Genomic DNA, 14873 nt, shown 5'->3' with positions numbered 1-14873 from the left:
TTACTTATGAGCCAATATCGTCAGTGCGCCGTTCGGCCTCTTAGTATTCCAGGCTCTTGGCATCTTCTCCCAGCAGGCGCTCGAAGACGATACGCAGGTCCTCGTCATCGAGGTAGCCGCCCTCAAGGCAGCCGCGGTCGATGGCGTCGAGCATCGTCTGCTCCTTCTCCTTCAAGCGGTCGTAGATCACGGCGTCGAGGGATAGCTCCCTGCCGTCGCGCATGAACTTCTCGCGCATGAAGTAGTAGCGCGTCTTCTGGTCGTCGGGCAGGCCCAGACGGTGTATGCGGTCCTTTGACTGCAGCAGGTGCACCAAGTTGTAGCTGTACTCGAAATACACCGCGTCGTGGCAGACGCTGTGCAGAGAGACCGACTCGGCAAGCGTCTGCGGGTTGGTCACGAGCACCCTGAAGCGCCCCGCGCGGAAGTCGTCCAGAATCTCGCGTCTCTCTTCCTGTGGCGTGGCGCCGTAGATCGCCTCTGCCGGAATCCCCATGGCGGCGAGGTCGCGGCGGAGGTTGCTGATGCTGCGTACGAAGATGCACCATACTATGACGGGGCGGCCTTCGGCGACGATGCGCTCCACGAGCCGCTCGCACGCCACGAGCTTCGAGCTCGGGCGGCTTCGCTCGATGGCCTCGTAGAACGTCTGCGAGAAGTCGACGTAGTCGATATCCGAGTAGTCATCGCCGACCTGGTCGAGCACGTACTCGAGGTCGCCTGGGTCCACTGCAGAGCAGAGCATCTCGGGGTCGCTCTCGAGCTGCAGGGTGCGTATGATCCTCGCGAGCGCGTTGGGGCAAGACGCGTACAGGACTCGCAGCAATGTGTCCTCATCGGGCGTCGCCTCGACCTCCACGATCTCGTCGGGCTCCGGGCGCGGCACGCCGAGCTCGTCCTTGTTCGTTCGGCAGAAGAAGGGCGCCAGGCTGTCGTTGAGGCTTGCCTGGAGGTCCGCATCGGGCGCGCGGAGCTCGCCCGGCTCGTAGCCGAAGAACGTGTCGTAGTCCTCGGGGTACAGGATGTGCAGCAGGTTGTAGATGTCCTGGTAGGTGTTCGGGATGGGCGTTCCCGTAAGGGCGATCACGAACTTCGCGCCGTCGGCCGCCTCGAGCGCGGCTTCCGCGCGCCTGCCGCCGATGGCCTTCACCCGGTGCACCTCGTCGAAGACGAGCAGGGTCTGGTCGGGGATGATGGCATGCAGCTCCCGCACGTAGCCCGAGAGCGACTCGTAGTTGAACGTGAACAGGTTGCACGCGCCGCTGTCGAGCGACAGCGCGTTGCGCCTGCGCTCGGTCGACATCGCCGCTATGGCGGGGTCTCCCAGCGAGAAGCAGCTCAAAGGCAGCTTATCCCCGAAGGTGGCGACCCACTCCTTCTCCCACGACTCGAAGCCGTTCTTGGGGCAAACCACCACGATGCGGCGCGCGAGCCCCAAATGGCGAAGGTAGGCGAACACGCCGAGCACCGTCGCGGTCTTGCCGGCGCCGGGCACCGAGAAGTCGGCCGCGCGCCCAACCGTCGCCATGAAGAAGGCGTCGAGCATCTGCCGGTCGCGCAGGGGACGCACCATCGAGGCGTTCACTACGTCGCGGAACTCCCGGAAGCGCGGCCCCAGCTGGGGGTCGTCGGCGATGCCCTCGGCGGTCTGCGCCTTGATGGCCAACCCCACCTCGGAGCGCTCGCGGATGTAGGTCTCGCCGGCGTTCACGAAGGCGCCGAAGCTCGGGTCAACCGCGACCTCGACGCCGTGGCCGTCGGCCTCCATGATCGCCTCGAGCATGTCCTGGCACTCGCGAAGGCCCATGCCGCCGTCGAGTAGGATGCGGTCGCGATCGGTGCCGTCGACGGCGCTCGCCGGGTAGTACAGCCAGGCGCGCCATGCGGCCGAGGCCATGAACGAGGCGATGTCTTGCCCCTCGATGCGCAGGTACATGCCGGGGCGCGCCTCGTCGTAGCAGACGACGGCCCTAGGCGCGCTCATCGATCTCACCGATCAGCTCTTCCACCTTGTCGGCGACGGCAACGAGGTTGCGGCGCACCTTCTCGAGCTCGTCGGGTCCCAGCACGTCGAGCATCTCGGGAAGGATCTTCTCGAGCTCGGAGAGGCAGTCGGCGGATTTCTTGGCGGGCGTGTCCATGAGCTTGACGCGGCGCACGGTCTCTCTTGCGCGGTCGCCTGCGCGCTTGAAGCCGTCGACGAGGTTGCCGTCCGAGCGCAGCTCGCTCACCTTCTCGCGCGTGAGGGCGTCGGGACCCATCTTCTCGAGGAGCTCGGACATGGCCTGCAGCTCGGCGGCCTTGAAGTCGGCCTCCGCATCCGTGCCTGCCACGCTGCCGAAGTCTCTCACGTATCGGGTGATGTCGCCCTCGGGCTGCACCACCATGTTGGCGAACATGAGTCGTTTGACAAGCTGTTTGTCGCGCCTGTTGTCGTACTTCTTCAGCACGCGGCTGAACTCGCCCAAGGGGCCATCGACCTTGAGGGCGCGGGCGAGGTGGTACTGCTCGGGGGCCTGGCAGAATTCGAGGAACTCCTCCATGTACTGGGCGCGGTCGACGAGTTTTTTCACCTCCGCCTCGGTCATGCCCGTCGCGTTGCCGTACTCCGCAGGGGTTATGAGGTGGTTCTTAACCACGTCGCGGTATACGCCGACGAGGCGGTCGACGGGATCGTACGCCACCTTCTCCTCTTCGCCGATTTGGATGGCGAGCTCGAGCAGCTTGATGCGCTTGGGGTCGCTGCCTGTGGCGTCGTCGAGGATGGCGGCCTCGAACCAGCCCGCCTCGTTGTTCGCCCGCGCGAGGCGGCGGACGCAGGTCAGGCGTCGGTTGCCGTCGATGACGCGTCCGTCGTTGAGCACGATGCCCGGCCTAAGCTGGCCGCGAAGGGCGATGCTCTTCTCGGTCTTCCTGAGCGCGCCGGGGTTGCTCTCGACGATGAAGTCCTCGATGACGCCGTTGTACTCGTCGCGGCCAAGGGCGAGCAGATCCGCGCCCTGCGCGGAGTTGTACTCGCTTACCCAAGTGGCGATGCGGTCGTTCTGGTCGTTGTAGAACAGCAGATCGCACTTGATGCGGTAGATGTCGAAGTCGCGCGTCACGTTGTCGATGGAGTGCTTCTCCTTGCGACCCGTCGGCAGGACGTTGCCAGTCGCGATCCCTTCCTCAAGCAAGCTCATTTCGTGCCTCCTTCTTCCATGCCTCCATGGATGAGTAATATGCGTCCCCGATGTCGTCGTAGTAGACGTCGGAGTTGTAAATGGTCGTCGTCAGAAGCGGTGCCGGGCACGTGATGCCCAGATCGTTCGCGAGCAGTCTCGGCAGTTCATCGCGCTCGATTCCCTCATGGTGGGCGACGATCCACTCGATGAGGTCGGCTGCGGAAAGCCGCCCCTCGCCTCCGGCGACGAACACCTTGGTTCCGGCGAGCGTGCAGCTGCGCAGGAGCCCTCCCGCGTCGAGCAGTCCCTCGTAGAAGTCGTCGGGCATGTCCAGCCCGTACAGCGGATGCGGAGTGGCGCCGCCCGCGCGCAGGCTCGCCACGGTGAAGGGCTCGCCTTCGGGCGCATCCACGCTCACCGCGGGCGCGTACGACTCGATGTCCGCCATGCGCGCGCCTAGCACGTCGTGCAGCCGCGAGAACGAGATGTAGCTGTCGCCCTCGTAGAGAAGTAAGCGGTGGTCCGAAAGCGCCTGGCGCAGCACCTGGCGGAAGGCGGGGTGCTGCCACACGGCGTTCTCGAAGCCGGCGTCGCCCTTCGCGAAAGACGGATGCTCGGCCAGCAGCCGCGTGAAGTGGTCGTTCGGGGTGCTCCCTTCTCGGAAGAGCAAGCCGCGGTCCTCGTAGTAGCCCGCATCCTCGATGCCGCGGTCGAGCGCTTCGGGCGGATCGTCGGGAAACTCGAAGGCGAAGCGCCGACGCACGAGGCCTTCGTCGCAGATGCGGCCGGCAAGCTCCCGGGCAAGGAAGCCCTCGAGGGTGGGTGCCTCGCGCTCGGTGTCGTGCGCTACGGGCACATCCGCACGGGAGGCCGGGGCGCCCGTCGGGCATTCAGCGACCTCGACGCCAAGCCACTCCGAGAAGCTCACGTCCGCGGGCTCGGCGAACAGGTCGAGCCATATCGCGGCGATGCCTGCGCTGAAGCCGTATTCGCGCTCGTAGGCTTTCGCGGCGACGTTTCTGGGCTCGTCCGCATGGCGCTCGGCGAAGGCGCGCACCTGACGGCGGCGGTCGACCTTGCCGAACCCGACAGAGAGGTGGTCGCCCAGGGTGACGCCCTCGTCTGCGTTCCAGAAGACCTGCTTCAGCTCATCGTAGAGAGCGATGGGCGTGGTGATCCCCACGCGCCTTAGCTCATTGCGCGAGACGCGAAAGACTAGACGGGCGCAAAGTTCGGTATCCTCACGCCGTGCCGCACTCACCGCCGCTCGCGCAGCCTCTGCACGCCCATCCTGTTTGCTGTCGACTACTTCCGCCACGCGCTACGCCTCGCCCAGCTTGGGCCCGAAGACGCGCTCGACGTATGCCTCCAGCGTGCCCTCCTTGGCGAGCTCCGCGGCGTCCGCGAGCTCGAAGTTAGAGTCACATCCTTGGCCGACCTCGTCGTGGAAACCCAGGATGAAGTGGGTGGCAATCTCGTAGATAATCTTGGTGGGCGCGATGCCGAACACCTGATGCTCCAGGATGTGGTCCAAACGCTCGCGGTCGTCCGGGAAGGCGGCCTTCATGCCCTCGCTTCGGTACAGGCGCTTGATGATCTCGGTGATGTAGAGGCCAGACTTCATATACAGGTCGGCGAAGGTGTGGCTCGGGTCATCGAAGCAGCCCGGGTTCTCCTTCTCGAAGAGGTCCACCATCTGAACCACGACGTTGCGCGGCGTGAAGATCTGATTGGTCTTCTGGGGCGGCACGTAGTCGAAGATGTCCTCTGTCTGGGACTCGTCGAAGTAATTGGCCAGGCGTTCGCGCAGCTTGATGAACTCGCTCACGGAGTCGTTGAATACGACCTCGTCGAAGAGGTGCCCAACGAAGCGCTTTACCTCGCCGGTCTCGCCATCGGTGTAGTCGCCGCCATCACGCAAAAAGCGGAACTCATCAACGGTGATGCTCGTGACGTCCTGGAAGACGTCAGCGGGGATCACGGTGTCGAAGTTCGCGAGCGTCGTGCCCTCTTCGCCGTAGGCCATGAGGAACGACGGGATGGTACGCGAGAAGCCGCGCAGATGAGCGCGCACCTTGTCCTCGATGCCCTGCTTCTCGTCCTCTTTCTTCGCCGTCTCCACCTCGCGCACCACGGTCTCGCCGGCGCGTTGCACGAGCTCCTCGCGGGAGTCCTCGAGCTTCTGGGCGAGCGTCTGGAACGCCTCCGCTTTCTGCTCGTCATGGCGCTTGTTCACCTCGGCGCGCTCGGTCTCGCTTGTCGCCGCCTTGAGCTCGTCCTTGCGCGACTGCTCGATGCGGCGCGCCTGAATCTGGTAGTCGCCGACCTGGCGGTTGAGTTGGATGTCGGCGTCCGCCTGGACCTTGCGCTCGATCTGCTGCTGCTGGCGCGGCTTGAGCTCGCTGCCGTAGCTCTCCTTGGCGGCCTGTACCAGAGGCGCGGTCACGCTCTGCTTGAAGGCCTCCTTGAGGTTGTCGAGCATCACCCGATCGTCGTCATCGGCCTCGTGGGCTTTCGCGATGTCGTCCATGTGGCCTGAGAATTCGACGGCGATGTCGCCGTAGACCTTCGGCCCGAAGATGTCCGCAGCCTTGCCTACGACCTGCTCGTCGGGAATCTCCACCTCGCCCTCGTCGTTGATGGAGAGCTCGTCGGCCGTGCCCTCATCGATCTCGACCTTGTTCTTCTCGGCGTTCTGTGCCTTGCCCTGCTCGTAGGGATCGAAGCGCTGGATGATCTCCACGACCTCTGCCGGCGCGCGGAAGACGCTCGCGATGTTCTGGAACAGGAAGTTGCTCATAAAGCCGCGCCTGACCACCTCGCGGGCATGGATGCGCCTCGGCACGCTGAGCACCTGCTCGGCGTCGAGCTCGACCATCTGCCCCTCTTCGTCCTCGCCGTAGACGGGGAAGAAGTTCAGCAACTGACGGATATGGCGCTCGCGCGTTTCGACATCGCCGCCGCCGCGCGCGGTCTCGCCGTACAGGTCGTTGGCGAACTGCTCAAAGATAGTAAGCGTGCGCGCCGGGTCGAAGTCGAAGACGTAGGCGTTCTCCTTGCGCGCGTAGTTGCCGCCGCCCAGGTCGAACAGGCACGGGTTCTGGCTGCGGAAGGCCGCCTGCATGTACAGTGCGGGGCTCGCCATGTTCGAGAGCATGAGCACGGCGGTCCACTCCGGCACGGTCACGCCCGTGGTCAGCTGGCCGACCGAAAGGGTGATGGTCCTGTCGTGGTCCTTGATCGCGCGGCGTACCTTGTCGAGCGATTTCTCGTTCTCGTCATCGGCGTCGATCTTGCCGTCGCCAGCAGCGAGTACCACCTCGTAATCCTTGAAGACGGGGTGCGCCTGCAGCTTCTTGGCGAGGGCGCGGGCGGAGTCGACGCGGTTGAGCATCCAGAACGTGTGACGCAGCTCGTCGCGCAGCCCGGGTGTCGAGAACGGGAACTTCTCCTGCGTGGTGAGCGCGTCGAGGAACTTATCCACGTCGGCGTCGTGCACGAAGCCGCCGTTGTGCTTGGTCGAGAAGAACTCGTTGAGGTCGAAGGCGAACTCGGTCTGCTCGCCATCAATCTCCATGCCGCCGCGGGCCTCCTGCTCGACGATGTCGCTCATCTGGTAGGTGAGCAGGTTGAGCTTGGGGAGGTTGGCGTAGGGGTTCGGCTGCTCAGAGTCGGCAGGCCAGTCACGCTTGGCCTGCTGCTCGTCGGCATAGGTCCAGTTGTAGATGGCGTCGTCGGCGAACTTCTCGTTTGCGATGGCCTTGAAGGGCGTGCCAGAGAGGTGCAGCGTGAAGCGGCGCTTGATGTGGTCGAATGCCACGTCGGTCTTGAAGGTGTCCACGCCCTCGTGTGCCTCGTCGATGATGAGCACGTCCCAGGTGAGGTCGGCCACCTCGTCGAGCTTCTGGTACACGCCGCCGAAGCGGATGGAGCCCTTGAGGTCCTGAAGGCTCACGAACTCGATGAACCCCTTGGGGCCTTCCGGGTCGTTGCGGATGGCGCGCAGGTACTCCTCGCGGCTGAGGCAGTAGGGCTTGCCGGTCAGAGCGTCCACGCCGCTGATGAAGCGGTAGCCGCCCTCCAAGCCCACGAACTTCACGTAGTCGTCGTACCAGGAGTTGGCGATGGCAGGGCGGTTGGTGACGATGAGCACCTTCTGCGCGCCGATACTGCGGCACAGGTCGTATGCGGTGAGCGTCTTGCCGAAGCGCGGCTTGGCGTTCCACAGGAACTCGCCGCCGTGCGCGCCGCCCTCGTCCCAATGGGCGCGGGCGAAGGCTCCCGTCTGCTCCACTGCGCGCTGCTGCTCGGCGCGCAGGGTGTAGGAGGCAGCGCCGGGTGCGTCCAGCACGCCGTCGGTGTCGCGGAACCGGTAGAACTGCTGGTGAGACTCCTCGCCGCTAATCTTGAACCATTCCTTCTTGGGTTCGCGCTCGACGCCCTGCTTCTCGAGGTAGGCGTGGAAGTCGGTGTCATGGAACGTGCCCGCACGGTGCTCCCACGTGGCGTTGCCGCTCCACTCCAGATGCCACTGCACGTCGGCGGTGTGCGTTTGCTGTTTGATTCGCTCGCGCACGTCCTGCTCGGTGTAGCCGATCTTGGTCCAGCCGTTGTGGCGGACGATCTCGGGCGTGGTGTAGGCATAGATCTGCGGCACCGCGGGAGCGGTGGTCTCGATGATCTGGGAGATGTCGATGCTCGCCATTGCTAGTCCATCTCCTTCACATGGGATTCGATGAACTGAATCTCCTCGTCGTCGAGGCCGTACTTCGCATAGAGCTGACGGTCGATGTCAGCAACAGACTGCGACCAATCGATGTCGGAGTCAGAAGTAAAGTCCTGTAGGGGGACATACTTCCATTTTGGTGCGGGATTGTGCTGCGTAATCTTCAGAATTCCGAGCATGGTCCGAGCGAACTTCGATTTTATGTATTTGAGGAGAGCCGTAGCTTCCGCTTCGGAATTGAAACTGCCAATGCTTATGAAGGACTGCGTATGCCCTATTAAGGGCCGCCCTATTAAGGGCGTAGAAAGCACTTCTCCAAGCGCGCCCGATCCGTTGGCGGCAGGAACAAGTACTTTCCATTTGTCGAGGTTCGGATGCGGAGCGATATATCTGGCGGAAATGAACTTGTAAGCTCTTCCGGCGCGACCTCTGCCAAAGATTCTGATGCAACTATCTCCGTCGCCAGGCATCTCGTCAAAGAAAACTACATTGTTAAGGTTGTCGAGAACGTTTGTCTTAAGGTCATAGTCGTGGTTCTTGCTCAACAGACCATGGTCGTCGTCAACATAACGAATCTCGGGATGGTCTTCGTGCATGGCTTCAGTGAAGTGGTAGCTATCGGCCGCGAAGATGATATCGCCGAGGGGTTGGATGCCATGTTTTACAACCTTCTCTTTGATGGTACGAAGCTCATCGAAATGTGTGAACACTTCTATCGCACCGAAATCCCGATCAGCATCTCGATAGGTAACGGCAACACCGCCCTTGATGTCGGTATTCGGAAAGGCGCTGGACGCATCCGCTTTATAGCTCATCACTTTGAAATGGGGGTCGTTAAGCATCTTCCTGTTCCAGGCCTTTGGGGTTGAGCCGGCGTCAAATAGGAATCTAGCGGGAGTGACAAGCTCCACCTTGTCGGAAACCTTGAACGCCGAGTCCATAAACTCGTGATAGATGGGCGGTGCATAGGTCTTATTGCCAGAATCTTGTTCCGCCACTGAAAGCTGATATGGGGATTACCGATTACCGCATAGAACTTCTTTCCCATAATTGCTGCCTCACCTTTCAATGCGGCGAACTCGAAGGGCTCGCCGTTCTGCCAGTCGTATATCACGCAGAGGGGAACCGTTTCCCTTGGCTCCTCTTCTTTGGTCTCTTCGGTTGTCTCGTCGGGGAATACGTCATCGAACAGGTCGAAAAGCGACGGTTGCATCGGCTCCGGCTCGGGCTCCTCGAACGTCCCCAGGGTCGACTCCACCTCGGCGCCCATCTTGTTGGTGGGCACGGCGTCTGTGAAGCCGTTCATCTGCCAGAAGTTCCAGGAAACGATCCATGCCGCCTGCTCGAGCTCGTCCTGTTGGGGGCCCGACCCCCAGCGATTGCGGAGATGCTCGACGAACGTCTCGAGCACATTGACGCGAGCAATAAGCAGGTTGTCGCCCTGGTACTCGAAGCCGTACGTCGCGCGCAGCGCGTCGAGGGCCCGGCGCACCCATTCCTTGCGAGTCTTGGTCTTCTCGGTCACAACGCGAAGCTTGCGGTCAAGGAAGCCTACGCGCTCGCTTACGGGTAGCTCGTCTCCCGTCACGGTGTCGTAGCGCGAGCACACAAACGGCGCCTCGCCACACGTGATCTCGAGCCGCGTAGCCTCCACGTATGCGCGCCAGCCGTGTCCCTTTGACTTTGGAAATTCGATTGGATCACTAGTCGGCGTCCATGTATTGGCGCCATCATCCGCAACGATCTCGGTGTTGAAGACATCGCGCCGGCCGAACCAAGCCTCGTCCAAGTCGTTGTTCATCTGATTGCACAGCCATGACGGGGTGAACACCTCGGCGCGGCTCTTGGTGCGCTGGGATTGCTTCTCCTGCTCTTTGGCGATGCGCGGCTTGATGACGCCGGAGTTCATGCCCGTGATCTTCTCGACGGTCATCTCGTCATCGCCCATGTAGCCGTCGCCTAGGGCCTCGTATTCGTTGTCGGCCCATATGATGTTGCGCCCCGTAGTGCGGTCGCACAGCAACGTCTTGAGAATGAAAGTCGGGTATCGGCGGTCGAAGGACTCTATGAAGCCTTCGACCGAGATGTCGTGCATTGGCTCCGTCACGGGCTATTGTCCCTTCTTCGCGAGCTCTTCGATCATGCAAGTGCGCACAAAGGCGGAGAAGCTCATGCCGCGAAGGGCAGCCTCCTCCTTCGCCGCGTCGCGCAGGGTGTCGGGGATGCGCAGGGTCACAGATACCTGGTCGCCGTTTACCAGGAAGCTCCTGATCTCGGTCTCGCCGGGGTTACCCTTGATGAGCTCCTTATAGCCGTTAGACATTCGCGCCTCTATCCCTCGAAATGCAATACAAATGCGTTTTCTGAATTATAACGCAGCGGTACGCCGCGGCACTGGGAATAGGGGGACATCAGCCGCTCGGACACAATGCGACACCGGGCGGCGGAGAAGATCATCCGGCCGGAATCAAGGAACAGTTTCCGGACCGGGTTTCGTTCCTCAGTTATCGCGCGGTTTGACTTTGGCCCGCTCCTCCGCATAGAGGACCTCGTTCTGAGCCTCCAGGATGCGCGCCGCGTCGCCGATGCGCTCGGCACACCTCTCGCTTATAGACCTCAGGGCCAGGACCCCCTCGACGTCGAGCGGGTCCAGCTGGTCGGCGTGAGCCAGGGACTCGAGCAGCTGGTCCAGGCCCCTCGCCAGCCTCCCGGCATCTGCCACCGCGTCGAGCAGTTCGAGGCGCTATATCTTTTCTTCGTAACCCAACATCTGCTTGTCTCCTTCTCTCAATGCTCATGTACGGTAAGGAAGCAAGCAACCGAAAACAAGAGATAGACCGCCAGCACTACACTATTCCGAACCAAAGACCAAAAGATAAGCATTGTGGGAAAATCTAAACTTTTGGATTTTCCTACAATGCCAACTACGGCGGAATCCCTCCCACTCCTTATATCTTTCTGTATACATTGAATTTGTATTTAGTAAAATGCAGACAACACCACGGATCGGCTTTTGGTTGGACAATTCCAACCAAACACCACAGCAGACAGCAGAAAACATTCTGAACGCTAGGAAGCCGGTATGATTGTTACATATAAGGGGAAGAAAAATTTCTTTTAGGTACTTGCTTTCCTAAAACTGATGTGATACAATGATTTAATCCAGAAAAGGAGTAAAAAATATGCGGCAAGGTATTCTTAAATAAAATTTGATAATGGGCGCAAAAATGATTGCCCCTTGCAGGGGCTTAGTTTTTGTACCCAATTTAAGAATACTTTTGCCTTTTTAGTAAATATCGTGACGGACAGCGGCTCATGTAAGCCGTCATACTTCTGTTTGTCCGAAGTCATGATCCCCAGCGGTAAAAGTATTAGCCGCTGGGGATTTTTGCGCCCATTTGGGCCTTGTATGGAGGATAGACATGAACATTATCAATATCGGGATTCTTGCCCATGTAGACGCTGGAAAGACAACCTTGACGGAGAGCCTGCTATATGCCAGCGGAGCCATTTCAGAACCGGGGAGCGTCGAAAAAGGGACAACGAGGACGGACACCATGCTTTTGGAGCGGCAGCGTGGGATTACCATTCAAGCGGCAGTCACTTCCTTCCAGTGGCACAGATGTAAAGTCAACATTGTGGATACGCCCGGCCACATGGATTTTTTGGCGGAGGTGTACCGCTCTTTGGCTGTTTTAGATGGGGCCATCTTGGTGATCTCCGCTAAAGATGGTGTGCAGGCCCAGACCCGTATTCTGTTCCATGCCCTGCGGAAAATGGACATTCCCACCGTTATCTTTATCAATAAGATCGACCAGGCTGGCGTTGATTTGCAGGGCGTGTATCAGTCTGTTCGGGATAAGCTCTCCGCCGATATTATCATCAAGCAGACGGTGTCGCTGTCCCCGGAAATAGTCCTGGAGGAAAATACCGACATAGAAGCATGGGATGCGGTCATCGAAAATAACGATGAATTATTGGAAAAGTATATCGCAGGAGAACCAATCAGCCGGGAAGAACTTGCGCAGGAGGAACAGCGGCGGGTTCAAGACGCCTCCCTGTTCCCGGTCTATCATGGCAGCGCCAAAAAGGGCCTTGGCATTCAACCGTTGATGGATGCGGTGACAGGGCTGTTCCAACCGATTGGGGAACAGGGGAGCGACGCCCTATGCGGCAGCGTTTTCAAGGTGGAGTATACAGATTGTGGCCAGCGGCTCATCTATTTGCGGCTATACAGCGGAACGCTGCGCCTGCGGGATACGGTGGCTCTGGCCGGGAGAGAAAAGCTGAAAATCACAGAGATGCGTATTCCATCCAAAGGGGAAATTGTTCGGACAGACACCGCTTATCCGGGTGAAATTGTTATCCTTCCCAGCGACAGCGTGAGGTTAAACGATGTATTAGGGGACCCAACCCGGCTCCCTCGTAAAAGGTGGCGTGAGGACCCCCTCCCCATGCTGCGGACGTCGATTGCGCCGAAAACGGCAGCGCAAAGAGAACGGCTGCTGGACGCTCTTACGCAACTTGCGGATACTGACCCGCTTTTGCGCTGCGAGGTGGATTCCATCACCCATGAGATCATTCTTTCTTTTTTGGGCCGGGTGCAGTTGGAGGTTGTTTCCGCTTTGCTGTCGGAAAAATACAAGCTTGAAACAGTGGTAAAGGAACCCACCGTCATTTATATGGAGCGGCCGCTCAAAGCAGCCAGCCACACCATCCATATCGAGGTGCCGCCCAACCCGTTTTGGGCATCCATCGGACTGTCTGTTACACCACTCCCGCTTGGCTCCGGTGTACAATACGAGAGCCGGGTTTCGCTGGGATACTTGAACCAGAGTTTTCAAAACGCTGTCAGGGATGGTATCCGTTACGGGCTGGAGCAGGGCTTGTTCGGCTGGAACGTAACGGACTGTAAGATTTGCTTTGAATACGGGCTTTATTACAGTCCGGTCAGCACGCCGGCGGACTTCCGCTCATTGGCCCCGATTGTATTGGAACAGGCATTGAAGGAATCAGGGACGCAACTGCTGGAACCTTATCTCTCCTTCACCCTCTATGCGCCCCGGGAATATCTTTCCAGGGCTTATCATGATGCACCGAAATACTGTGCCACCATCGAAACGGTCCAGGTAAAAAAGGATGAAGTTGTCTTTACTGGCGAGATTCCCGCCCGCTGTATACAGGCATACCGTACTGATCTGGCCTTTTACACCAACGGGCAGAGCGTATGCCTTACAGAACTGAAAGGGTATCAGGCCGCTGTCGGCAAGCCAGTCATCCAGCCCCGCCGTCCAAACAGCCGCCTGGACAAGGTGCGCCATATGTTCAGTAAGATCACTGGTTGATTTCCGATCCCAACCGAACACATTGAGCTGACGGCACGCTCCCGCAGTTAACCGAACGCCCCCGAGGTCCTATCCGGGCCCCGGGGGCGGCATTTTCCCAGTTGAAGGAATGGTGGAGATGTGTTTCGATGGGTCCGGTGGCCATGCTCCGCCCGCCGCCCGGCACCTCTTCCCAGACTCAGCCGGACGGTCGGTCCGTCTATTCCGTTTTTCTCCTAGGCTAGGCCAGCGGGGCATCGCCCCTCTCTGCGCGCGCCCTCTCGATGAGCCCCGGCGTCAGGTCGAGATCGCCGAGCGGCACGTCCTCCACGCCGTAGGCGTCCAGCAGCGCCGCCGCGTCCTCCCCGAGCATCGCCCTGAAGGCGCGCGCGGGCGTCGCGAAGCCGAGCGCGCCGCGGGGCTCGGAGTTCACGTGCGACATGGCCAGCGCCAGGTCGGCCGGGGCGAGCCGGTCGAACCTGATTCCGGCGCCCTTGGGCAGCAGCTTCCTGATCTCGACGTGGTTGCGCTCGCAGGCGCCCTTCTGGTCGCTGCGCCTGGGGTCGCAGTAGAACAGCCTCGTCTCGCCCGGCCCCTCGCCGAGCAGCGCCGCGATCGCCGCCTCGTCGGAGAACTCGGCGCCGTTGTCGGTGAGGACGGCGCGGAACACGCGGCGCGTCCCGTCGGCGCCGAGGATGGCCCGGACGCCCTCCAGGGCGTCCGCGACGCACCCGGCGGTCTTCTCCTCCAGCGGCAGCGCGAGCTGGAGCCTGCTGGGGCGGTGCAGCAGCGTGAGCAGGCAGGCGGAGTCCTCCCGGGCCCCCTCGACGGTGTCCATCTCCCAGGCCGCGGCGCACGCGTCCTCCCCGAGGGCGAGGAACGCGGCATGCGACCTGCGGGCGGAGTGGCGGGTCGCCGCCCGGCCCGCGGCGCGCTTCCTCGGCCTGTAGCCGACCTTGCGCCTGAGCTCCATGTTGGTCATGCCGTCGTAGCCCGCCGAGACCCAGCGGTAGATGGTCGACGGCGACAGGTCCACCGGGCCGCCGTTGCGCGCCGCCATCTGCTCGGGCGACAGCCCCCGGCGCAGGCAGTCCCTTATCGCCTCCAGCCTGGCCGCCGCGGCGGGCTCGTCGGCGTCTATCCCGCGCCTGGACGAGACGAGGACCGAGTCGGCGCACAGCTGCGCGGCCCGGGCCTCGTAGAAGACGTGGGGGCGGCGCTTGCAGCCGATCGCGCGGTACCGGCCGCACCCGTTGCAGCAGCGCGGCCACGCCGCCAGGCGCGGGCAGGCCGCCGACAGGTCGGCGGAGGCGTCCACGCGCTCGCCGCGCCTGGCCTTCGGCGCCGTCACGAACCTGTGCGACGCCACCTCGGCGCTCACCGTCGAGGGCGACCTGCCCAGCTCCCTCGCGATCTCCCTGCACGACGCCCTGCGCTCCAGCATCCTCTGGACCGTGTCCCGCTCGTGCCTCGTGAGCCTTCCGTAGGCCCTCGGGACCGCCCTTGCGGAGCCGCTCTTCTTCTTTCCGGACATGCCGTCCTCCGATCTCCCGGGGCCGGCCGATCCGGCCCTCAGGGTATCGGGTTCCCACATTCATCCGCACATGTGCGGATGAATGTGGGAGGTGTTCGGATAAAGTTGATAATCAAGGTGAAGTC

9 protein-coding genes and 1 pseudogene are annotated in these 14873 nt (G+C 61.5%); 1 reads left to right on the top strand and 9 read right to left on the bottom strand.

Annotated elements, in window-relative coordinates; all coding sequences use genetic code 11:
- Window positions 1–40: 40 nt before the first annotated feature.
- From QP503_RS02295 to QP503_RS02265, 8 genes and pseudogenes are all read right to left on the bottom strand, one after another.
- Window positions 41–1936, bottom strand: coding sequence for a DEAD/DEAH box helicase (locus QP503_RS02295; RefSeq protein WP_129423099.1), 1896 nt, complete (start codon window positions 1934–1936; stop codon window positions 41–43).
- A 34-nt stretch (window positions 1937–1970) separates the two neighbouring features.
- The gene (locus tag QP503_RS02290) at window positions 1971–3182 is read right to left on the bottom strand and encodes a hypothetical protein (RefSeq protein ID WP_079535895.1); all 1212 of its coding nucleotides are present in this window, start codon (window positions 3180–3182) and stop codon (window positions 1971–1973) included.
- A complete protein-coding gene (locus QP503_RS02285) occupies window positions 3169–4347 on the bottom strand; it encodes a hypothetical protein (protein ID WP_285101148.1) in 1179 nt (392 codons plus the stop codon). The genes QP503_RS02290 and QP503_RS02285 overlap by 14 nt, the downstream gene beginning before the upstream one ends.
- Before the next feature lie 138 nt (window positions 4348–4485).
- Complete coding sequence (locus QP503_RS02280) at window positions 4486–7869, bottom strand: DEAD/DEAH box helicase (RefSeq protein WP_101677772.1); 3384 nt, start codon at window positions 7867–7869, stop codon at window positions 4486–4488.
- Between the two features lie 2 nt (window positions 7870–7871).
- The gene (locus QP503_RS02275; RefSeq protein ID WP_371736606.1) at window positions 7872–8732 is read right to left on the bottom strand and encodes a class I SAM-dependent methyltransferase; all 861 of its coding nucleotides are present in this window, start codon (window positions 8730–8732) and stop codon (window positions 7872–7874) included.
- A gap of 24 nt (window positions 8733–8756) precedes the next feature.
- Window positions 8757–8831 (bottom strand): annotated as a pseudogene (locus QP503_RS08895) (hypothetical protein); the annotation flags it as partial.
- A gap of 1169 nt (window positions 8832–10000) precedes the next feature.
- The gene (locus tag QP503_RS02270) at window positions 10001–10213 is read right to left on the bottom strand and encodes a YlcI/YnfO family protein (RefSeq protein ID WP_172596416.1); all 213 of its coding nucleotides are present in this window, start codon (window positions 10211–10213) and stop codon (window positions 10001–10003) included.
- Window positions 10214–10390: 177 nt separating this feature from the next.
- Entirely contained in the window at window positions 10391–10612 is a 222-nt protein-coding gene (locus QP503_RS02265) for a hypothetical protein (protein WP_219350859.1), read from the bottom strand.
- Between the two features lie 700 nt (window positions 10613–11312).
- Here QP503_RS02265 and tet(W) point away from each other — a divergent pair.
- On the top strand, window positions 11313–13235 hold the full coding sequence (gene tet(W) / locus QP503_RS02260; RefSeq protein WP_063856422.1) for a tetracycline resistance ribosomal protection protein Tet(W): 1923 nt from the start codon (window positions 11313–11315) through the stop codon (window positions 13233–13235).
- A gap of 220 nt (window positions 13236–13455) precedes the next feature.
- Here tet(W) and QP503_RS02255 read toward each other — a convergent pair whose 3' ends face one another.
- Window positions 13456–14748, bottom strand: coding sequence for an IS30 family transposase (locus QP503_RS02255; RefSeq protein ID WP_005987407.1), 1293 nt, complete (start codon window positions 14746–14748; stop codon window positions 13456–13458).
- Window positions 14749–14873: the final 125 nt, after the last annotated feature.

Source organism: Pauljensenia sp. UMB0895 (assembly GCF_030218905.1).
In the GTDB taxonomy this organism is placed as follows: Bacteria; Actinomycetota; Actinomycetes; order Actinomycetales; family Actinomycetaceae; genus Pauljensenia; species Pauljensenia turicensis_A.
Note: the sequence above shows the minus strand (reverse complement) of the source record. Positions and strands in the feature narration are given on the sequence as shown.

Excerpts from the sequence above, each read along its gene's own strand:
- QP503_RS02295 (WP_129423099.1), bottom strand. The coding sequence starts at position 1,936 with ATGTACCTGCGCATCGAGGGGCAAGACATCGCCTCGTTCATGGCCTCG.
- QP503_RS02290 (WP_079535895.1), bottom strand. The coding sequence starts at position 3,182 with ATGAGCTTGCTTGAGGAAGGGATCGCGACTGGCAACGTCCTGCCGACG.
- QP503_RS02280 (WP_101677772.1), bottom strand. The coding sequence starts at position 7,869 with ATGGCGAGCATCGACATCTCCCAGATCATCGAGACCACCGCTCCCGCG.
- QP503_RS02275 (WP_371736606.1), bottom strand. The coding sequence starts at position 8,732 with ATGCTTAACGACCCCCATTTCAAAGTGATGAGCTATAAAGCGGATGCG.
- QP503_RS02270 (WP_172596416.1), bottom strand. The coding sequence starts at position 10,213 with ATGTCTAACGGCTATAAGGAGCTCATCAAGGGTAACCCCGGCGAGACC.
- QP503_RS02255 (WP_005987407.1), bottom strand. The coding sequence starts at position 14,748 with ATGTCCGGAAAGAAGAAGAGCGGCTCCGCAAGGGCGGTCCCGAGGGCC.